The organism is Mucilaginibacter pallidiroseus (genome assembly GCF_007846085.1).
GTDB classification, from domain to species: Bacteria; Bacteroidota; Bacteroidia; order Sphingobacteriales; family Sphingobacteriaceae; genus Mucilaginibacter; species Mucilaginibacter pallidiroseus.
In genome coordinates, this window is sequence record NZ_VOEJ01000004.1 from 133,503 (window position 1) to 153,430 (window position 19,928).

Genomic DNA, 19,928 nt, shown 5'->3' on the forward strand with positions numbered 1-19,928 from the left:
GTTCTGCTTTGTAGTTTACAGATATTTAAAAATGCAAATTATACTAAACATCGGCATTATTTTACTTACCATAGCAGCAATGGAGCTGGCTTCATGGGCCATGCATAAATATCTTTTTCATGGGCCGCTTTGGTTTATCCATAAAACACACCACCAACAGCGCCATGGCTGGTTCGAGCTAAATGATGTTTTTAGTTTTGGGTTTGCTGCCCTTGCGCTTTGGTTAATGTGGATAGGCCGCGAAGGGCCCGACTATCGGTTTTGGATAGGCGCTGGTATCAGTACTTACGGTACTATATACTTCATCTTTCACGACTGGTTTATACACAACCGCTTTAAAGCATTCAAGAGCAGTAACCGATATTTAAGCGCTATTCGCCGTGCGCATAAAATCCACCACAAGTCTACCGAGAAAAATCCTTCGGAAGAATTTGGACTGTTGGTGGTAAGCAAGAAGTGGTATAAAAGATATTAGTCTAAACTCGAATTGAAAGAATTGAGGAATTAGCAGAATGATTTTGGGCTATTGAGCCTAATTAAGAAGTGTATAAGAAATAAAGTCTGAACTCGAATTGAAAGAATTAAGGAATTAGCAGAATGATTTTGGGCTATTGAGCGTAATTAAGAAGTGGTATAAGAAGTAAAGTCTAAACTCGAATTGAAAGAATTAAGTAATTAGCAAAATGATAGGTAAATTCTGTTCATTCCTTAAATTGAATAAAATTCGAGTTCAGACATACTATTAAATAATGAACGCCTCTTTCTCCGCTGCCCCGCTTTTACCCGCTTTATAACCAATTGCAGCGTAGTAAAGTATAAACAGGTAAATAGGTATCAATATCACGTAAGCTGTTTGCGCCGACATTGCATCAACCAGCATCCCGTATATTGGCGGGAAAACAGCCGCACCTGCTATACCCATTACCAGTAGTGAGGATGCAAGTTTTGTAAACCTGCCAAGTCCGGATAGCGCTAATGGCCATATGGCCGGCCACATTAGTGAGTTGGCTAATCCTAATAAAGCAATGCAGGTAATGGAAATATATGTTGGCGTTACCAAAGCAATAAGGGTTAACACTACCCCTAAAACGGCAGATATTTGCAATGCTTTTTGCTGACTAATGTATTCTGGAATGAATGCTATGCCTGCGATATAGCCCAGCACCATACAGGTAAGAGTGCCCGATGCAAAATATTGAGCTGTTGATAGTGCAATATGGTGCGATGCGCCGTAGCTAATGATGGTATCGCCTGCTATAACTTCTGCACCAACATATACAAATAGTGCAATTACGCCTAATATAAGATGCGGAAACTGTGTTATGCTGGTTTTGCCCGAGTTAGCCATCGCCACATTTTCATCTTCGCGATCGGTATCAATTTCCGGAAGGCCCGAAAAGTATATAAGCACCGCAAGCACCAACAGTATAACTACTATGGCTATGTAAGGCTCAATCACCCTTGATGCCAATTGATTCAACTGTACAAGCTTTTCGGCTTCTGTTAGTTTGGCAAGCTTGGGTTCAAAACCGTCGATGTTATTTAAGATTACCGCGGCCAAGACAGGAGGGGCAAGCACCCCTGCAGACTTGTTACATATACCCATAATGCTGATACGCTTTGCAGCACTTTCTGCCGGGCCAATTATAGTTATATAAGGATTTGATGCCGATTGTACCACAGCCGAGCCGCTCCCTTGTATAAATAAACCTACCAGGAATATTGCATAGGTGCGCGTCATTGCAGCAGGTATAAATATGGCAGCGCCTATAGCCATCATCACCAAACCGGCTACCATGCCATTTTTGAAACCAAAAAAGCCAAGCAGCCAGGCCGACGGCTTTGCCATAAGCAAACAGGCTATATAAAAAGAACTTGCAACTAAATAAGACTCGGAACTTGTAAGCTGGCAGGCAATTTTTAAATAAGGAATGAGCACTGAGTTTAACCAGGTAACAGATCCTAATATAAAAAACAATGAACCGATGATGATAATGGGATTAATTCCGCTTCTTTTCGCCTGGACCGGCTCAAAACTTACCTGACTCTTCATAAAATGTTATTAAAATTTATTAATAAGTACTTATATGTTTCTAAAATAGTTAAAAAAGTTGGATTTCGGTCTGTTTGCTTATCAATTTATTAATATTTCTGCTCATTAGCTGTAAATCTTTGAATGTTTCCTAAATAAATTCGTAATCATGGTAAAAAACAACACTTTCTTTTCGCAAAGCATGTAACATGGATTGAAAATCAGATTTGATGGAAAACCGGAGAAAATGACGAAATTTGCCACACTAATCACTGCTTCTATGCTCCAGATACAAGAAAATGTCTCGCTCAAGAATTTCAATACTTTTGGTATCGATGCCAATGCAAAATATTTTGCAGAAATAAGCCGCGAAGATGAGTTGGTCGAGCTGTTTGCTGACGAGCAGTGGAAACAAATGCCACGGCTGATATTAGGGGGCGGCAGTAATATGTTGATGGTTGCTGATTTTGACGGGCTAGTGGTGCGCCTTAACATCCGCGGAATAGAGCATCATATTAACCATGACGAAGTGCATGTTGAAGCGGGGGCAGGCGAAGTTTGGAACGATCTGGTCAATTACTCTGTTAACCATGGTTTCGCCGGTATGGAAAACCTTAGCCTTATACCAGGCTCGGTAGGTGCATCGCCAATCCAAAACATAGGTGCCTACGGTGTAGAGTTAAAAGATGTATTTGAAAGCTGCCGTGCGTTTGAAATTGCTACATCAACATTCCGCACATTTACCAATGCCGAATGTAAGTTTGGTTATCGCGAGAGTGTATTTAAAAGCGAACTTGCGGGTCAGTATATTATTGTGTCTGTAAAATATAAACTGTCGGCAATACCACAGCTTAATTTGAAGTATGGGGCAATAGAAGAGGAGTTGCAAAATCGCGGTATAACGCAGCCCACTATTAAAGATGTATCGCAGGTGGTATCTTATATCCGGGTATCTAAACTGCCCGATCCATCTACAATTGGTAACGCAGGGAGCTTTTTTAAAAATCCTGTAATCCCTATTGAGCAATTTACGGCACTCCAACAAAAATACCCAACAGTTGTTAATTACCCAACGAGCGACGGAAACATTAAGCTTGCCGCAGGCTGGCTTATTGAGCAATGCGGCTGGAAGGGAAAAACCGTAGGCCAAACCGGTACCTGGAAGAATCAGGCACTCGTTTTAGTGAACCATGGCAACGCCACCGGTAAGGAAGTGTATACGCTTTCGTCGCAAATCATAGACAGTGTGTACACTAAATTTGGCGTTATACTACAACGTGAGGTAAATGTTATAGGTTAATGTCATTAACCTTGGGTTACTTTACCCACTAAACTCACCTACAGTAAGTTAAAAAATTATCAATCTTTTGTTTGATCGGCTATTACTGTTCCCTATATAATCCTTCGTTTTTGTGTTAACTTTCTCTTTTTCAATTATATAAGTAACTTTTCAACTTTTTTGCGCTTCATCGTAGTTGATTGTATGCAGTATTAGGCATTTGTACTAAAATCAAATAGTGGTACCATGTTTGAATAATACTCAATACAAAACAACAACAGAATGACAAAGATTGAGTTTAACACCCTGGTATTACGTCAAGCAAGTTCACTAAGGTCATACGCCTTACACTTTACACATGACGCAGACGATGCTAACGACCTTGTTCAGGACACGATGTTGAAAGCTATAACTTATTACAATAAGTTTAAAGAAGGTACTAACTTGAAAGGATGGTTGTATACCATAATGAAAAATACTTTCATCAACAACTATCGCCGTTTTGTTAAGATGAGCACTTTTGTGACTAAAAGTGATGAGATATCTTCTCCAAACCTGGTATTCAGTTCGACCAAAAACCAAGGTGAAGCCAAATTTGTAATGGATGATATCAAAAGAGCTTTAGACAGGTTGCCATCTGATTACTTTGTGCCATTCACCATGTATTTTGAAGGACACAAATACCACGAAATTGCTGATCATTTAGATATTCCAATTGGTACAGTAAAAACCCGTATCCACGTAGCACGTAAGTTGCTTAAAAAGAGCCTTAAAGCTTATGATAATGGTGTGGCAAAACCAATTTACGCCGAAAATTAATTGCAAATAAACTCAACATATATATCAGGGAACCCGCTTTAACAGCGGGTTTTCTTTTTGTATAACTACAGTTTATTTAAGCTAATTTTCCGATAGCCTTAAATTTCTCAAACACGGTTTCGGTATGAGGGGCATCAGTAAGCTCGGGGGTAAGATCCTGCCCGGCCCAGTGTTCATAATGCTTACCGTTTCGCCAAAGGCGGCTTTCGGTAACATCGTAAATAGTCCCTTTATAAGCTACCCATATCTGGGGCTTATCCTGCCCGTTACGTAAAGCCAACTGCGAGCGGGTGTACACAGGTAAGCTATCCATTAGCTGTTGCGCTTTTTAGAGTATTCAAAAAAGCCGATGTTCATTACTAACAGGGCCATACTGTAAAAGTGATCCTCGAAAGGAATTGTACCAACCCTTGTAGCCATATTCTGCGCATTATTGTACAATACAACCGGTATCGACGTTAGCATTCCATTAACAACATAAAAGGGGATAAGCGTAACCAAAAATGCCATATAAAACCTGCCCATCCACTTTGCCCTTAATGTAAAAGTGAGCAGTAATAGTATAATCAATAACAGGCCAAATGTAACTGCTGTATACAGCCTGTTAGAATAAATCACCAATAAGATACCAGATAAGGTAATTAAACCTATGCTCACATAGCGCGTTAACGTGGCGCCGGGCTGCCATTTAACATAATAATTAAGGCACTCGTGTATAAATATGCATGCAAAGGGCACGGTAAGAAAAAATAAAATCTCCTCTAAGGGCAAGCCGTAAAAGCGTATGCCAATAATATATTTATCGTTGAATGACCAAACACCGTATATAGTAAACAGTACATCCCAAAACAAAAATAGCAAGCCGGTTAATGCCATGCCCGGCCAAATAAATTTCCACTTCCTGAAAAACGTTACCCGTTTGTCGAACGACAGTACCAACGGGAAAAATATCGTAGCAATATTAATAAGCAAATAGGTGTAGTTACTTTTCACTTACAGGGCGGCTAAGTATTGTTTAAGCGAATGTGTTTCGGCTGTAGTGCAGCGTTTAGATTCGAGCAGGAAATTGATGATCGTTTTTACCAGTGCTTCGTCTGCCTGTGCATAATGCTTATGGCCAAGTTGCTTGATGATCTCGGCCTTATCTGCCTCCAGGTTTTTATTATAACCTAAAAAGCCAGGCACATTATGTTCTATAGAAAAACGCATAAAGCGAATCTCGATATTATGTGGATCGCGGTGCGTGGCAGCCTTGAATGTTTTCTCGCAATCGTTTAAGTATTTTACTTTATAGTAGGGGTTCCAGGCATGTTTGGCTTTCAAAGCTTCAAGCGTAGCCATATAACCACTTGTAAGTGCCGACGGCGACTTTACTGCTGCAAGCGAAGTGTAAAGCGAATCTGTAGTTTTTTTACTTTCAATCGCCGTAAGCAGTAATTTACGTATGATGTGCGGCTTCGGGTCGGCCAGGTCATCGTCTGCAGTGTATGCATAAGCATGGTTTGCAGCAAATGCCAGCATCAAACAAAAAAACATAGCGCCCAGGCGGAACGGGAAATTATACAGCAAACGGAAAGGCAACTTAAATAACATTGAGCTTTTGATGTAACACAGCCTTAAAGTACAGGCTTAATTTGTGAGTATCAGACACGCGTATGCGCTTTTGCATGATGGTACCGGCAGATGTTCGCATGATTTTTTTGAACAGTTGCAGGTAGTAAATGTAAGCCACATACACACCCAATCGGCTACCTTTAGGCAGCTGTTTTATGCCCCGCAAAGCGTTGTCAAAATCCTCTTTAATATCTGCCTCAATCAGTCGCTTATCAGCCTCGGAGAAATTGTTAAAATCCACCTCCGGAAAGTAAGTGCGGCCGCGTTCTTCAAAGTCAGACTTAATATCTCTTAAAAAGTTTATTTTCTGGAATGCAGAACCCAGGCTTCGGGCCGTAGGTACCAATCTATCGTAGAGGTCAGCGTCGTTTTCGCAGAATATACGTAAGCACATCAGGCCAACAACTTCGGCCGATCCATAGATGTAGGTTTTGTAGCCGTTATCGTCGTAAGCCGTTTTGTCAAGATCCATCATCATCGAAATAAGGAAAGCCTCGATAAGCTCTTTCTCTATACCATATTGATTTACCACCTGCTGAAAAGATTGCAAAACGGGGTTGATGCTTATACCGCGGTCAATAGCCTTAAATGTTTCTTCCTGAAATTCCTCAATCAGCTGGCGCTGGTCGTGTCCAAAAAAGGTATCTACAATTTCGTCGGCATAACGTACAAAACCGTAAATAGCATAAACCGGGTAGCGAAACCTTTTCTCAAAAGCCCTGATACCGGTACTGAAAGAGGTGCTGTACTTTGTGGTAATCAGCTTGCTGCACTCAAAGCACGATTCATCAAACAGGTTCATCATCATCCAAATGTACAAAATGGGGCGCGTAATGTTTTTTAACAGCATAAAACTATTTGCTTAATTTGTGGGCAGATGAATAATCAAAAACATGTTATTGTTATAGGTGCCGGTTTTGCAGGCCTTGCCGCGGCTTGTATATTGGCTAAAGAAGGCTATAAGGTTACCATTTTGGAGAAAAATGACCAGCCGGGCGGACGGGCCCGGGTTTGGGAAAAAGATGGATTTAAATTTGATATGGGCCCAAGCTGGTATTGGATGCCCGACGTATTCGAAGATTTTTATGCCCTTTTTGGCAAAAAGCCATCAGATTTTTATGAATTGAAACGCCTTGATCCGGGCTATCGCATTTATTATGGCAAAGATGATATACTTGATGTGCCTGCCAATATGCAGGGCCTAGAACAGCTTTTTGAGGATATTGAACCAAGAAGCAGTGCCGGATTGAGAAAGTTTTTAGATCAGGCGGCTTATAAATATAAGGTGGGGATGGGCGAATATGTTTTCCGCCCGTCGCACACGCTTACCGAGTTTATCGATCTTAACCTGATCATGAAAAGCATGAGCATGCATTTGCTAACCAGCATGAGCAGCCATGTGCGCAAGTATTTTAAAAATCCTAAGCTGATAAAACTGCTGGAGTTCCCGGTTTTGTTTTTAGGTGCCACTCCGCAGGATACCCCTGCCATGTACAGCATGATGAACTATGCCGACCTTTCTTTAGGTACGTGGTATCCGATTGGAGGAATGAACGAGATTGTAAAGGCAATGGTAAACATTGCCGAAAGCTATGGTGTAGAGATTAAGCTGAATGCCGAAGTAACGCGGATTGACGTAGAAGATAAAACGGTATCATCAATAGAGACTAATGCAGGTAGTTATCAGGCACATTTTGTGATAAACGGCGCCGACTACGAGCATACTGACCAAAAACTTTTAGCAGAGCCCGACCGTAACTACACGGCATCTTACTGGGATAGCCGCACCATGTCGCCGTCAAGCTTGTTGTTTTACATCGGCACCAATAAAAAGGTAGAAGGCGTACAACATCATAACCTGTTTTTTGACGAGGATTTCGAACAGCACGCTAAAGAGATATACAAACAGCCGCAATGGCCGAGCAAGCCATTATTTTACGTTTGCTGTACGTCAAAAACCGATGCAGCAGCGGCCCCGGAGGGCGGGGAGAACCTATTTTTCCTGATGCCTTTGGCACCTGGCTTAAATGATGATGAAGCTACGCGCGAAAAGTATTTTAATGTTATGCTCGATAGGTTTGAAAGCGTAACAGGGCAAACTATAAAAGATAACATAGTGGTGAAGCGCAGCTACGCCATGAAAGATTTTGAGGCAGATTATCACTCATTTAAAGGTAATGCCTATGGGCTGGCAAACACACTTGCACAAACAGCCTATTTTAAACCGGCTATGCGTGCAAAGCATATTAAAAATTTGCTACACACAGGCCAGCTAACCGTTCCGGGGCCAGGTGTGCCACCAGCCTTAATATCGGGGCAAATTGTGGCGAAAGAGGCTATGAAGATTTTAGGTAAATATTAGCCTGGGGTTTTGCAAGCAATGAAATTGCTTCACCATCGTTCGCAATGATATGGGAAAAACAAGTAGAGCCGCATATTTGCGGCTCTACAAATGGATTGTGTAAGTAGTAGATTACACCAGGTATTCGAACAAGGTAGCATCCTTGTTAATTTCAATTACATTAAAGCGGTTTTCCTCCATGCGCTGCAGTAGGGCAGGGTAGTCTTCCGCGTTTTTTAGCTCGATGCCAACAAGGGCAGGGCCGTTCTCGCGGGATGTTTTTTTGATAAACTCGAAACGTGTAATATCATCACCGGGGCCAAGCACGTTGGTCACAAATAGCTTTAAGGCACCCGGACGTTGCGGGAAACGTACAATAAAGTAATGCTTCAATCCCTCGTAAAGCAAAGATTTCTCCTTGATCTCGGCCATGCGCTCTATATCGTTGTTACCACCGCTGATAATGCAGACAACACGTTTGCACTTTATCTGATCGCGGATGGCATCCAACGCAGTTACCGCAAGTGCACCTGCTGGTTCAACTACTATGGCATCTTCGTTATAAAGCCTAAGTATAGTAGTACAAACTTTACCCTCGGGCACGGTTAGCATATCGTCCAGTATCTCGCGGCAAATAGCAAATGTTTTATCGCCTACGCGTTTCACAGCAGCGCCGTCAACAAAGCGGTCAATATCGGTTAATGCAGTGTTTTCTCCTTTGGTTAAGGAGGTAAGCATTGATGGTGCGCCTTCCGGCTCAACACCAATCAGTTTTATGCCGGGTATCTGGTCTTTTAAATAGCTGCCTAATCCGGCTGCGAGGCCGCCGCCGCCAATGGGCATCACTATCACTTCGGGGTTGGGCAAATCCTGTAATAGCTCAACACCTACGGTTCCCTGTCCTTCAATAGTACGGAAATCATCAAACGGCGGGATAAACGTCATGCCATTGGCTTCAGTATAAATTAGAGCTTCGCGCAGGCAATCGTCAAAGGTATCGCCGGTAAGTACCAGCTCTACGTTGCCATTACCGAACATTTCGGTTTGCTTTACCTTTTGCTGCGGGGTAATCTCGGGCATAAATATAACGCCCTTAATATCCTTGCGCTTGCACGAGTATGCAACACCCTGGGCATGGTTGCCCGCACTGGCACAAACTACACCGCGGCTAAGCTGCTCATCGCTAAGCTGGCTTATCATGTTGTAAGCGCCCCTAAGTTTGTATGAACGAACGATCTGCTGATCCTCGCGTTTCAAATATATTTCACATTCGTATTTTGCCGAAAGGCGGGCATTGTATTCCAACGCGGTATGCCTTACCACGCCTTTAAGCCGGTTGTAGGCGGCATCAAAATCCAAATGTACTTGCGTATCAGTATCCATTGCTTAGTTCTTTACCATGCGGGCAGCTACAAGGCCCTGCAGGTCATCATCATTTATATCAAGTTTGCCATCGGCCAATATCAAAAAGCGTTGGTAAACTTCAGATAGTTCATCTTTATCAAACGTATGGCCCAAACGCTCCAGGTGGAATTTTAATGCATGGCGGCCGCTGCGTGCGGTAAGTACAATACTTGCGCTCGGGAAACCAACGTCCTCGGGCTTTATGATCTCGTAATTCTCACGATTTTTAAGGAACCCGTCTTGGTGTATGCCCGAGCTATGCGCAAAGGCGTTGGCACCAACAATAGCCTTATTTGGCTGTACCGGCATACGCATTTGGGCGCTTACCATGCGGCTAAGCTCGTAAAAGTTTTTGCTGTTGATGTTGGTATGCAAGCCAAGGGTTTGATGTACCTTAAGTATCATGACCACTTCCTCGATAGAAGTGTTACCGGCACGTTCGCCTATACCGTTTATAGTGCCTTCAATTTGGCGGGCACCATTTTGCAAACCGGCAATAGCGTTGGCGGTAGCCAGGCCAAGGTCGTTATGGCAGTGTACGGATATAATCGCCTTATCAATATTTTTTACGTTCTCTTTCAAGAATTTGATCTTTGCGCCATACTGATCGGGCAGGCAGTAACCGTTGGTGTCAGGTATGTTTACAACCGTTGCACCTGCTGCAATAACGGCTTCAACCATTTGTGCAAGGAAAACCACATCGGCCCTGCCTGCGTCTTCGGCGTAAAACTCGATATCTTCAACGCTTTTTTTAGCATATTTTACAGCATCAACGGCGCGTTGCAAAATCTCTTCTCGGGTGCTGTTGAACTTGTGCAGAATATGCTGATCTGATGAGCCTATACCGGTATGGATACGTGGATGTTTGGCATATTTAAGCGCTTCAACAGCCGAATCGATATCGCCTTTATTTGCACGTGTAAGCGCACAAACCGTTGGTGCGGAAACCGCTTTAGATATCTCTACAACACTCTGGAAATCGCCGGGACTTGACACCGGGAAACCTGCTTCAATTATATCCACGCCAAGCGTTTCCAGCTCGCGGGCTATCTCAATCTTCTCGGGGGTTGTCAGCTGGCAACCCGGCACTTGCTCGCCATCACGCAGGGTGGTGTCAAATACGTAAACGCGGTTTGGATCGTGTAACATAGTTATATTAGATTTAAGACGTTAGATATGAGATTTGAGACTGCTCCTTCAAATCAGTGATCTTTCATCAATTTTCTTAATTTATTTTAGTTGATATCGTCGGCTGCAAGATCTCAAGTCTCACATCTCAATACTCATATCTATTCTTTTACTGCTATAAACCTTAAACGAACGTAGTCGGCGTACCATTGGCCGTTATCTTCGTAGTAAGGTTGCAGTATGTCGGTTATCTCGTTTAGCACAGCGGGCATGTCTTCTGCCGCTATTTCGCCAAAGAAATTTGGCCCAAACATATTAAGCCATTTGCCAACTCCCTGGCGGCCATCCTGCAAAAGTGTTTTGCGATCAAAGTGTACCATAAAGGTAACTCTAAAACCGGCTGCTTCCAACTTTGCGGCATATTGCGCCGGCGACGGAAAATACCACGGGTTATTTTGCTCAGCGCTATCATGCCCTCGCTGCTTCAGCACTCGTGCTGTAGCAGCTATCATTTGTTTCATGTTGCCTTTGCCACCCATTTCGGCTACAAAGCGGCCGCCTGTTTTTAAGGCATCGTAAACACACTTAATGGCAGCATCAGCATCTTTTATCCAATGCAATGTGGCGTTAGAGAACACAGCATCAAACGGGTCGTCAAATTCAAAACCGGTACCATCAGCCACAAAAAAATCCACGTTATTAAATGTTTCACGTGCCTTCTGTATCATCTCGGGCGATGCATCGATGCCGGTAACCACTGCGCCTTGTTTCTGGATTTCGCTGGTTAGATACCCCGTGCCGCAGCCCAGGTCAAGGACATGTTCGCCGGGTTTAACGTCCAACACTTCCAGCACACTCTCGCCGTATTGAAATACGAAGGAGTGTTTATCATCATATAATTCAGCGTTCCATTTCATCTTTTCTGAGCTTAAAGCTAAAAGCAAAGGGCTTAAAGCTTTTTAACATTTAAATATCGTCTTTATGCTTTCGGCTTTTACCTTTCAGCTTTAAGGCTTACAAATACTCCAATACCTTCTGCCCCATTGCGGTGGTGCCTAATATTTTTGCCTTGTCGGTATTGGCGTCGGCAATGTCGCCGGTGCGGTAGCCGTCTTTAAGGGCTTTGTCTATCGCATCTGTAATCTTTTTAGCTTCTTCTTTTAAGCCAAAGCTGATCTCAAGCATCAAGGCAACCGATAGAATAGAAGCCAGCGGGTTTGCTTTGTCCTTCCCTGCAATATCATGTGCCGAACCGTGGATAGGCTCAAAGAAACCCGTGCCATCACCTATAGAAGCTGATGCAAGCATACCCATTGAGCCCGCAATCTGCGAGGCTTCGTCGGTAAGAATATCGCCAAAAAGGTTGGCGGTTAATACCACATCAAACTTTTTAGGGTTTTTAACCAGCTGCATAGCCGCATTGTCAATAAACATATGCTCAGTTTCTACATCCGGGTATTGTTTAGCCAGTTCCTGCACCACTTCGCGCCACAGGCGTGAGGCCTCTAACACGTTTGCCTTATCAACAGAGCAAAGTCTTTTACTACGCGCCCGAGCTGCCTCAAATGCTTTAGTGGCAATGCGCTCAACCTCGTAACGGTGGTATATCATCAGGTCGGAAGCGGTGTTGCCATCCTCGCTGCGTTTTTTCTCGCCGAAATATACGTCGCCGGTCAATTCGCGGAAAAACAGAATATCTGTTCCTTTTAATATTTCGGGTTTCAGGCTGGAAGCATCAAGCAATTCATCGAAAAGCATTATAGGGCGCAAGTTGGCGTAAAGGCCCAATTCCTTGCGGATTTTTAAAAGACCTTGCTCCGGGCGCACCTTTGCAGACGGGTCATTATCGTATTTGATGTGACCTATGGCGCCAAACAAAATGGCGTCACTCGCTTTTGCTTTTTCTAAAGTTTCATCTGGCAGTGGGCTACCTGTAGCCTCAATGCCTGCATGACCCATCAAGGCCTCATCAAAGGTAAATTCGTGGCCAAACTGGCTGCCTATCTTTTCAAGTACCGCTTTGCCCCAGGTAGTTACTTCCGGGCCTATCCCGTCGCCGGGTATTACTAATATGTGTTTTTTCATGTGCCCCCTAACCCCCTAAAGGGGGAATTGGTTTTTTTATTAATTATTTGTTCCGCGCACTTCTTTTAGTTTCATAACCATCAGTTGTGCGTCGGTTTCAATCCATTTATTATACTCATCGATCGCGAGCAGACGATCTGCATCGCTAATGTAGCCTTCCTCAACCATTTGGATAGATTGCGCTACAGACGACCATATGCCTACTTTCTTGCTGAAGTTTGCCTCGCCTTTTTTGTAAGCTTCGTTGGCTTCCAATATTTCTATTGATGATAATCCTGCGTCGGCAAATAGCCCCGGAAGGTCGTCAGCCATCAAATTGTCCATGCCGGCCTCGGCTCGCCACCTCAAAAAAGTAGCATAAAACTGGCGCATACTTGCTGGTGGCTCGGGCTGCCATTCAAGCAACTCGTGGTTATAATCTAATACAGACAGTATACCACCCGGCTTCAGCATCGATCTTAGCTTGATGATGGCCGCAAGCGGATCATTAAGCCATTGCAGCACCCTTGCCGTCACAATCAGGTCGAACTTTTCTGACGGGTCAAAGGCAAAAAGATCGGCATGGTGCAATTCAAGGTTGCTTACGTCGGCATAGGTTTGTTTACCGCTATCAATGAAGTATGCGGTGTTATCAATGCCAGTTACATGCCCGGCAGCACCAACCCTTTCGGCTATACCTGCAGATATTGCACCGGTACCACAGCCCACATCCAAAACGCGCCAGCCTTGCTGCAGTAAAGGCAGCAGGGTAGCATAGTCGGCTTCCAGGCTGCGATCATCAAATAATTTAGCAGTGCCTTCGCCTTCGCGCTGTATATGTTTTTGCTGGTTCATTGGTTTATTTGTTCAGTGGTTTATTTGTAAAATAGTTTGTGGTTTAGCCATCACTACTCACAAATTACCACTTACTATCTCACAGCTTCAAATTGCTCTACTTTGTCTTTCTGGCTTAGTATATAGTCAATATCATCATAGCCATTTATCATGCAGGCCTTTTTGTAGGGGTTTACCTCAAAACTTTCCTGCTCGCCGGTTGCTACAATTTTGATGAATTGATCTTGCAGGTCAATTTCTATCTGCGTTTCGTGATCTGCATAAATCGCATCAAAGATCTTCTGCAGAAAATCGTCACTAACCTGTACAGGCAGCAAGCCGTTGTTAAGAGCGTTGCCCTTAAAAATGTCGGCAAAAAAGCTGCTCACCACAGCATCAAAGCCATAATCAGATATGGCCCAGGCTGCGTGCTCGCGGCTGCTGCCGCAACCAAAGTTTTTGCCTGCTACCAATACCTTGCCGCTAAACAATGGGTTGTTCAAAACGAAATCCTGTTTTGGATGATCGTTATCATCGAAACGCCAATCGCGGAACAGGTTATTGCCAAAGCCATCACGCGTGGTGGCCTTTAAAAAACGCGCCGGTATAATCTGGTCCGTATCAATGTTCTCGATAGGCAGCGGCACCGCGCTTGTTTGTATATGTTTGAATATTTTAGTCGCCATTTTGTGTTGTCTGAACTCGAATTTTTTGAATTCAAAGAATTTTTTGAATTGCTGTTCTGATTAAATTTTACTGTACTTGTTGTTTAGCAGTCTTTTAAATTCAAGACTTTGACTGCCAAAATTTTATAAGAAGCCCTGTTTTAACATTATAAGCTTCAAGATAATTTATAGCTTGAGCAAGGTGTACATTTTCTAAAGTTATGATTGCCTTAAGCTCAACCATAATTTCGCCTTCAATAAAAAAATCAACACGACGGCTACCTATCTGTTCTCCTTTGTAAAAGATAGGCATTTCCATCTCTCGTATAAATCTTAAGCCGTTTTCTGCTAACTCGATTTCTAAAGCTCTTTGATAAATCACTTCCTGGAAACCATTTCCTAAAGTGCTATGCACTTTCATAGCGCAGCCAATGATTTTGCTTGTGCAATCATTAAACTGCTCGGGTTTTCTTTTTATATTCCATTCTTTTAATTCACCAATTCTTTAAATTCGAGTTCAGACCAATTCCTCTTCCTTCAAAAACTCCCTTATATCCGTTACCTTACCGGTAATGGCGCTGGCTGCTGCTGTGAGCGGGCTGGCCAAAAAGGTGCGGCTATTGGGTCCTTGGCGGCCTTCAAAGTTTCGGTTTGATGTAGAAACACAGTATTTGCCTGCAGGTATTTTGTCTTCATTCATGCCAAGGCATGCGCTGCAACCGGGCTCGCGTAGCGGGAAACCTGCGGCATCAAATATTTTGTCCAATCCCTCGCGGATGGCTTGCTCCTGCACTTGTTTTGAGCCGGGCACTACCCAAACGGTAACACCGTCGGCCTTGTGTTTGCCTTTCACAAAATCAGCAACCTGGCGCAGGTCCTCGATACGTGAATTGGTACAGCTGCCGATGAAAACATAGTCGATAGGTTTGCCCAATAACTGTTCATCATCATGCAAGCCCATGTAATCAAGGGCCTTTTTGTATGATCCTTGTTCTTTAACATCAAAAGATGTAGTCTCTGGTACGTGCTGTGTTACGCCGATACCCATTCCCGGATTAGTACCATAGGTAATCATCGGCTCAATATCTTCGGCATTAAAGCGTAGTACGCTATCAAACTCGGCATCTTCATCAGAGTAGAGGGTTTGCCAGTAAGCAACAGCTTTGTCCCACTCTTCGCCTTTCGGCGCAAATTCACGGCCTTTAACGTAGTTAATGGTCGTTTCGTCGGGCGCTATCAATCCGCAACGGGCACCCATTTCAATGCTCATGTTACAGATGGTCATGCGGCCTTCCATGCTTAACGAGCGGATGGTATCGCCGGCATATTCAACCGCGTAACCTGTACCGCCTGCAGCAGATATTTTTGAGATGATGTAAAGGATGATATCCTTTGCACCAACGCCGTTTTGCAATTTGCCGTTTACTTCAATCTTCATTCTTTTTGGGCGCGATTGCAGTAAACATTGAGTAGCCAATACCTGCTCAACCTGCGATGTACCTATGCCAAAAGCAATAGCACCAAATGCGCCGTGAGTAGAGGTGTGGCTGTCGCCGCAAACATAAGTGCAACCCGGACGGGTAACACCCAGCTCGGGCCCTATAACGTGGACGATACCCTGGAAAGGATGCCCCAAACCATACAGTTCGATACCGAACTCTGCACAGTTTTTTGTAAGCATATCTACCTGGTAGCGGGAAAGTTCTTCTTTAATGGGTAAATGCTGGTCCCAGGTTGGGACGTTGTGGTCGGCCGTGGCAACGGTTTGTTTTGGCCTGAAAACGGGTAGCCCTCTTGCGCGCAAACCATCAAATGCCTGCGGACTGGTTACCTCGTGAATAAAATGCGTGTCGATGTATAAAATATCCGGAAAGCCCTCAGCGCTACTGACGACGTGAGCGTCCCATATCTTATCAAATAATGTCTGTCCCATTGGTTCTAAGTGAAAAGTCAAAAGTAAAAAGTCAAAAGTAAAAAAGCAGAATTATCGGTTTTTCATTTTCAACTAAGCACTTTACTATGCTTTTAAGCAAAAAGCCAAAAGTATAAAGCGGATGTCTGACTTTCCACTTTATACTTTCAACTTGGTACTTTAATATTATGCTTCTACAGCCTGGTTTTCCGGGCGTAAGCTGCGTACAGTTTTGCCTGCCTGCCATAATTCGCTGTCGCGTAACTCGGCTAATTCGGCATCCAGTTTCTCGCGGTAATCCGGCTTGCTGTTACTGTCAATTGATTTTTGTGATTCTTTGCCGGTAGCAACGCTATCATACAATTTTTCGAATACCGGTTTTGTAGCATCGCGGAACTCTTTCCACCAGTCTAAAGCGCCGCGTTGTGCGGTGGTTGAGCAGTTGGCATACATCCAATCCATACCGTTTTCTGCAACCAATGGCATTAAAGACTGGGTTAACTCTTCAACCGTTTCGTTGAACGACTCTGACGGTGAGTGGCCTTTTGAACGCAGTACATCATACTGTGCTGCAAAGATACCCTGGATACAACCCATTAGTGTACCGCGCTCGCCTGTTAAATCGCTGTATACTTCTTTCTTGAAATCAGTTTCGAACAGGTAACCGCTACCTACGGCAATACCTAACGCGATAACGCGCTCAAATGCTTTACCTGTAGCATCCTGGAAAATAGCGTAGCTTGAGTTTAAGCCACGGCCCTGCAAAAACATGCGGCGTAATGATGTGCCTGATCCTTTAGGTGCAACCAAAAATACGTCAACGTCAGCAGGAGGGATGATACCTGTTTGCTCGTTAAATGTGATACCGAAGCCGTGAGAGAAGTATAGTGCTTTACCCGGGGTTAGGTGTTTTTTAACGGTTGGCCATAAAGCTATCTGTGCAGCATCGCTTAATAAATAGCAAATAACAGTTCCTTTTTCAAGGGCCTCTTCAATCTCAAATAAGGTTTCGCCAGGTACAAAGCCATCACTGATTGCTTTATCCCAGGTTTTCGTGCCTTTACGCTGACCAACAATTACGTTGATGCCGTTGTCTTTTTGGTTAAGCGCCTGGCCCGGGCCTTGCACACCGTAACCAATTACTGCTACAACTTCGTCCTTTAAAACGTCCTGAGCTTTTGATAAAGGGAACTCTTCGCGGGTAACTACATTTTCTTCGGTACCGCCGAAATTTAATTTTGCCATTGTATTGATTTTTGTGATTACACCGATTGAATTTAGCTCACACCGGTGCGTTTATTGTTTCTATTTCTTATTAATTGATTCCACTGATTGAGGATTGATTCCGCAGATTATACCTAATCTCTATTCTCCAATCACTACTCACTAAAGTTTACATCGTAAACACCTTTTGCCCCTGGTTAAGGTATTCGTTTTCGGCTACTTCTTCGCCGGGCTCAAGGCGCTCAAACTCGCGCAGTTTCCGGTTAAAGCCTTCGCTATCTTTAATAATGGCAACGCGGGCACTACGCACAAATTCGATAAGGCCGTATGGCTGTAATATTTTGATCAGGTTGTCGGTTTCCTCCCGGTGGCCGGTAGCCTCAAAAACGGTATAATCTTTACGGATAACAACGGCGCGGGCGCCATTCTCGCGCAGCAGACGCTCCACACTTACCTTTTCCGCAATAACGTCGGTAGACATTTTGTACAACGCCAGCTCCTGCCAAACTACGTCTGCATTGGTGTGGTAGTATACTTTTAGTACTTCCACCTGTTTCTCTATCTGGCGGGTAAGCTTGCGCACCACTTCCTCAGATTCTGTTATTACGATATTGAAGCGATGGATGCTCTCAATCTCCGAAGGAGAGGTATTCAAACTATCAATATTTATTTTACGACGGGTAAATATAATCGCTATGCGGTTTAGCAAACCAATTTGATTTTCGGTGTAAACCGTTATGTTGTATTCCTGCTTTAATGGTTCCATTATTTGTGTCATTAAGTCATTTGGCCATTGAGTCATTCAATGACTGCTAACTGAATTATTTTAACCTGATCTCTGATACGCTGCAACCTTGCGGCACCATCGGGAACACGTTGTTCTCTTTACGCACCATCACTTCCAACAGGAATGATCCATCATGATTTAGCATTTCCTGTAACGATGATACTAGATCATCGCGCTCTGATATGGACTTGCCTGCAATGCCATAACCTTTGGCTACGGTAACAAAGTCCGGGCTTTGGATATCAACGAACGAATACCGGCGCTCATTAAACAACTCCTGCCACTGGCGCACCATACCCAGGAAACGGTTGTTAAGAATGATGATCTTAACATTTACCTTGCTCTGCATAATGGTACCCAGCTCCTGCAAGGTCATCTGGAACCCACCATCGCCAATAATAGCTACAACATCCTTGTCCTGTGCACCAAATTTGGCACCTATGGCCGCAGGTAATGCGAAGCCCATAGTTCCCAAGCCACCGCTGGTTACATTGCTGCGGGTATTGTTAAACTTAGCGTAACGGCAGGCTACCATTTGGTGCTGGCCAACATCGCTAACTATAACGGCTTCGCCTTTGGTAATTTCATTTAGTTGTTTAACAACCTCGCCCATGGTCATTTCGCCGGTGCCGGGGTTAAGCTCCTCATTTATTACCGCATCTACCTCTTTCTGGGTATACTCGTTAAAAGTAGTTAACCATTCTGTGTGCTGTTTCTCGTCAATCAGTTTGGTTAAGGCAGGGAGCGTTTCCTTGCAATCGCCCCAAACAGGTACAGTTGTCTGTACGTTTTTGTCTATCTCAGCCGGATCGATGTCCAAGTGGATCACTTTTGCCTGTTTGGCATATTTATCCAAACGGCCGGTTACACGGTCGTCAAAACGCATACCTATGGCAATTAATACGTCGCAATCGTTAGTTAATACGTTTGGTCCGTAGTTGCCATGCATACCCAGCATACCTACATTTTGAGGATGATTCGTAGGGATAGCGCCCGCACCAAGGATGGTCCAAGCTGCCGGGATGCCGCTTTTTTCAACAAAAGTTTTAAACTCCTGCTCGGCGCTGCCCAGCAATACACCTTGCCCCCAAATGATGAATGGTTTTTTAGCTTCATTGATCAGCTTTGCCGCTTCTTCAACATATTGGTGGCGTACAATCGGTTTTGGCCTGTAGCTACGGATGTGGTTACATTTCACATAACCTTCATAGTCAAACTTCTGGATTTGCGCGTTTTTAGTAATGTCAATTAACACAGGGCCGGGTCGGCCGCTGCGGGCAATATAGAACGCCTTGGCAATAACCTCCGGAATTTCGGTAGCATCAGTCACCTGGTAGTTCCATTTGGTAACGGGGGTAGTGATGTTTATTACATCAGTTTCCTGGAAAGCATCGGTGCCTAACAGGTGCGCAAATACCTGGCCCGTAATACAAACCAAAGGTGTACTATCTATTTGTGCATCGGCTAAACCTGTTATCAGGTTTGTGGCTCCGGGGCCGCTGGTTGCAAACACAACACCCACTTTGCCCGATGTACGCGCATAGCCCTGGCCGGCGTGTATGCCGCCCTGCTCGTGGCGCACCAGTATGTGGTTCAGCTTTTCGTTATAATCATAAAGTGCATCATAAATTGGCATGATAGCACCACCCGGGTAACCAAAAATAGTATCCACACCCTCAACGATCAGTGCCTCCAACAGAGCTGCCGATCCCGATAGCTCAACCGCCTGCGGCTTTGCAGTTGCCGCCGCCTCACTTACTTCCTGTGCAATTGTTTGTGTTTCCATTTAAAATTGATTACACCGATGCTTTTGTGATTACATCGA

General features: G+C 44.0%; 20 protein-coding genes. 4 read left to right on the top strand and 16 right to left on the bottom strand.

Annotated features, from left to right (window positions below; translation table 11 throughout):
• The first annotated feature begins 31 nt into the window (after window positions 1–31).
• The gene (locus tag FPZ43_RS09880) at window positions 32–475 is read left to right on the top strand and encodes a sterol desaturase family protein (protein ID WP_146381753.1); all 444 of its coding nucleotides are present in this window, start codon (window positions 32–34) and stop codon (window positions 473–475) included.
• A gap of 267 nt (window positions 476–742) precedes the next feature.
• Here the strand turns inward: FPZ43_RS09880 and FPZ43_RS09885 are convergent, their stop codons facing one another.
• A complete protein-coding gene (locus FPZ43_RS09885) occupies window positions 743–2,053 on the bottom strand; it encodes a sugar MFS transporter (RefSeq protein WP_146381754.1) in 1,311 nt (436 codons plus the stop codon).
• 259 nt (window positions 2,054–2,312) lie between these two features.
• On the opposite strand from FPZ43_RS09885, the gene murB reads away from it, so the two are divergent.
• Window positions 2,313–3,332 carry a UDP-N-acetylmuramate dehydrogenase gene (murB, locus tag FPZ43_RS09890; protein ID WP_146381972.1) on the top strand — a complete coding sequence of 340 codons (1,020 nt, stop codon included), beginning with the start codon at window positions 2,313–2,315 and terminating at the stop codon, window positions 3,330–3,332.
• A gap of 261 nt (window positions 3,333–3,593) precedes the next feature.
• The gene (locus FPZ43_RS09895) at window positions 3,594–4,130 is read left to right on the top strand and encodes an RNA polymerase sigma factor (protein WP_146381755.1); all 537 of its coding nucleotides are present in this window, start codon (window positions 3,594–3,596) and stop codon (window positions 4,128–4,130) included.
• A 76-nt stretch (window positions 4,131–4,206) separates the two neighbouring features.
• Here FPZ43_RS09895 and FPZ43_RS09900 read toward each other — a convergent pair whose 3' ends face one another.
• The 4 genes from FPZ43_RS09900 to FPZ43_RS09915 are packed head-to-tail and all read right to left on the bottom strand — an operon-like array spanning window position 4,207 to window position 6,594.
• Window positions 4,207–4,443, bottom strand: coding sequence for a cytochrome b5 domain-containing protein (locus FPZ43_RS09900; RefSeq protein ID WP_146381756.1), 237 nt, complete (start codon window positions 4,441–4,443; stop codon window positions 4,207–4,209).
• Window positions 4,443–5,123: a lycopene cyclase domain-containing protein gene (locus tag FPZ43_RS09905; protein WP_146381757.1), complete on the bottom strand. Its 681-nt coding sequence runs from the start codon at window positions 5,121–5,123 to the stop codon at window positions 4,443–4,445. The genes FPZ43_RS09900 and FPZ43_RS09905 overlap by 1 nt, the downstream gene beginning before the upstream one ends.
• A complete protein-coding gene (locus FPZ43_RS09910) occupies window positions 5,124–5,723 on the bottom strand; it encodes a hypothetical protein (protein WP_146381758.1) in 600 nt (199 codons plus the stop codon).
• Complete coding sequence (locus FPZ43_RS09915) at window positions 5,713–6,594, bottom strand: phytoene/squalene synthase family protein (RefSeq protein ID WP_261381043.1); 882 nt, start codon at window positions 6,592–6,594, stop codon at window positions 5,713–5,715. Before FPZ43_RS09915 ends, FPZ43_RS09910 begins: the two co-directional genes overlap by 11 nt.
• Before the next feature lie 27 nt (window positions 6,595–6,621).
• Here FPZ43_RS09915 and FPZ43_RS09920 point away from each other — a divergent pair, with 27 nt between their 5' ends.
• Complete coding sequence (locus FPZ43_RS09920) at window positions 6,622–8,106, top strand: phytoene desaturase family protein (protein ID WP_146381759.1); 1,485 nt, start codon at window positions 6,622–6,624, stop codon at window positions 8,104–8,106.
• A 111-nt stretch (window positions 8,107–8,217) separates the two neighbouring features.
• Here FPZ43_RS09920 and ilvA read toward each other — a convergent pair whose 3' ends face one another.
• From ilvA to ilvB, 11 genes are all read right to left on the bottom strand, one after another.
• Window positions 8,218–9,468 (bottom strand): threonine ammonia-lyase IlvA, encoded by a 1,251-nt coding sequence (ilvA, locus tag FPZ43_RS09925; RefSeq protein WP_146381760.1) that lies wholly within the window; start codon window positions 9,466–9,468, stop codon window positions 8,218–8,220.
• Window positions 9,469–9,471: 3 nt separating this feature from the next.
• Complete coding sequence (locus tag FPZ43_RS09930; RefSeq protein ID WP_146381761.1) at window positions 9,472–10,638, bottom strand: 2-isopropylmalate synthase; 1,167 nt, start codon at window positions 10,636–10,638, stop codon at window positions 9,472–9,474.
• 140 nt (window positions 10,639–10,778) lie between these two features.
• Window positions 10,779–11,534 (bottom strand): class I SAM-dependent methyltransferase, encoded by a 756-nt coding sequence (locus FPZ43_RS09935; RefSeq protein ID WP_146381762.1) that lies wholly within the window; start codon window positions 11,532–11,534, stop codon window positions 10,779–10,781.
• A gap of 97 nt (window positions 11,535–11,631) precedes the next feature.
• On the bottom strand, window positions 11,632–12,702 hold the full coding sequence (leuB, locus tag FPZ43_RS09940) for a 3-isopropylmalate dehydrogenase (RefSeq protein ID WP_146381763.1): 1,071 nt from the start codon (window positions 12,700–12,702) through the stop codon (window positions 11,632–11,634).
• A 39-nt stretch (window positions 12,703–12,741) separates the two neighbouring features.
• Entirely contained in the window at window positions 12,742–13,536 is a 795-nt protein-coding gene (locus FPZ43_RS09945; protein ID WP_146381764.1) for a methyltransferase domain-containing protein, read from the bottom strand.
• Between the two features lie 74 nt (window positions 13,537–13,610).
• Window positions 13,611–14,201, bottom strand: a complete 591-nt coding sequence (leuD, locus tag FPZ43_RS09950; RefSeq protein WP_146381765.1) for a 3-isopropylmalate dehydratase small subunit — start codon at window positions 14,199–14,201, stop codon at window positions 13,611–13,613.
• A gap of 100 nt (window positions 14,202–14,301) precedes the next feature.
• Window positions 14,302–14,601, bottom strand: coding sequence for a GxxExxY protein (locus tag FPZ43_RS09955; RefSeq protein WP_261381044.1), 300 nt, complete (start codon window positions 14,599–14,601; stop codon window positions 14,302–14,304).
• Window positions 14,602–14,697: 96 nt separating this feature from the next.
• On the bottom strand, window positions 14,698–16,113 hold the full coding sequence (gene leuC, locus FPZ43_RS09960) for a 3-isopropylmalate dehydratase large subunit (RefSeq protein ID WP_146381766.1): 1,416 nt from the start codon (window positions 16,111–16,113) through the stop codon (window positions 14,698–14,700).
• Between the two features lie 165 nt (window positions 16,114–16,278).
• Window positions 16,279–17,337, bottom strand: a complete 1,059-nt coding sequence (gene ilvC / locus FPZ43_RS09965; protein WP_146381767.1) for a ketol-acid reductoisomerase — start codon at window positions 17,335–17,337, stop codon at window positions 16,279–16,281.
• A gap of 148 nt (window positions 17,338–17,485) precedes the next feature.
• Window positions 17,486–18,082, bottom strand: coding sequence for an acetolactate synthase small subunit (gene ilvN, locus FPZ43_RS09970; protein WP_261381045.1), 597 nt, complete (start codon window positions 18,080–18,082; stop codon window positions 17,486–17,488).
• Between the two features lie 55 nt (window positions 18,083–18,137).
• Complete coding sequence (gene ilvB, locus FPZ43_RS09975) at window positions 18,138–19,889, bottom strand: biosynthetic-type acetolactate synthase large subunit (RefSeq protein ID WP_146381769.1); 1,752 nt, start codon at window positions 19,887–19,889, stop codon at window positions 18,138–18,140.
• Between the last annotated feature and the right edge of the window lie 39 nt (window positions 19,890–19,928).

Coding starts and splice junctions, on each gene's coding strand:
- FPZ43_RS09880 (WP_146381753.1), top strand. CDS start 32: ATGCAAATTATACTAAACATCGGCATTATTTTACTTACCATAGCAGCA.
- FPZ43_RS09885 (WP_146381754.1), bottom strand. CDS start 2,053: ATGAAGAGTCAGGTAAGTTTTGAGCCGGTCCAGGCGAAAAGAAGCGGA.
- murB (WP_146381972.1), top strand. CDS start 2,313: ATGCTCCAGATACAAGAAAATGTCTCGCTCAAGAATTTCAATACTTTT.
- FPZ43_RS09895 (WP_146381755.1), top strand. CDS start 3,594: ATGACAAAGATTGAGTTTAACACCCTGGTATTACGTCAAGCAAGTTCA.
- FPZ43_RS09900 (WP_146381756.1), bottom strand. CDS start 4,443: ATGGATAGCTTACCTGTGTACACCCGCTCGCAGTTGGCTTTACGTAAC.
- FPZ43_RS09910 (WP_146381758.1), bottom strand. CDS start 5,723: ATGTTATTTAAGTTGCCTTTCCGTTTGCTGTATAATTTCCCGTTCCGC.
- FPZ43_RS09915 (WP_261381043.1), bottom strand. CDS start 6,594: ATGCTGTTAAAAAACATTACGCGCCCCATTTTGTACATTTGGATGATG.
- FPZ43_RS09920 (WP_146381759.1), top strand. CDS start 6,622: ATGAATAATCAAAAACATGTTATTGTTATAGGTGCCGGTTTTGCAGGC.
- ilvA (WP_146381760.1), bottom strand. CDS start 9,468: ATGGATACTGATACGCAAGTACATTTGGATTTTGATGCCGCCTACAAC.
- FPZ43_RS09930 (WP_146381761.1), bottom strand. CDS start 10,638: ATGTTACACGATCCAAACCGCGTTTACGTATTTGACACCACCCTGCGT.
- FPZ43_RS09935 (WP_146381762.1), bottom strand. CDS start 11,534: ATGAAATGGAACGCTGAATTATATGATGATAAACACTCCTTCGTATTT.
- leuB (WP_146381763.1), bottom strand. CDS start 12,702: ATGAAAAAACACATATTAGTAATACCCGGCGACGGGATAGGCCCGGAA.
- FPZ43_RS09945 (WP_146381764.1), bottom strand. CDS start 13,536: ATGAACCAGCAAAAACATATACAGCGCGAAGGCGAAGGCACTGCTAAA.
- leuD (WP_146381765.1), bottom strand. CDS start 14,201: ATGGCGACTAAAATATTCAAACATATACAAACAAGCGCGGTGCCGCTG.
- FPZ43_RS09955 (WP_261381044.1), bottom strand. CDS start 14,601: ATGAAAGTGCATAGCACTTTAGGAAATGGTTTCCAGGAAGTGATTTAT.
- leuC (WP_146381766.1), bottom strand. CDS start 16,113: ATGGGACAGACATTATTTGATAAGATATGGGACGCTCACGTCGTCAGT.
- ilvC (WP_146381767.1), bottom strand. CDS start 17,337: ATGGCAAAATTAAATTTCGGCGGTACCGAAGAAAATGTAGTTACCCGC.
- ilvN (WP_261381045.1), bottom strand. CDS start 18,082: ATGGAACCATTAAAGCAGGAATACAACATAACGGTTTACACCGAAAAT.
- ilvB (WP_146381769.1), bottom strand. CDS start 19,889: ATGGAAACACAAACAATTGCACAGGAAGTAAGTGAGGCGGCGGCAACT.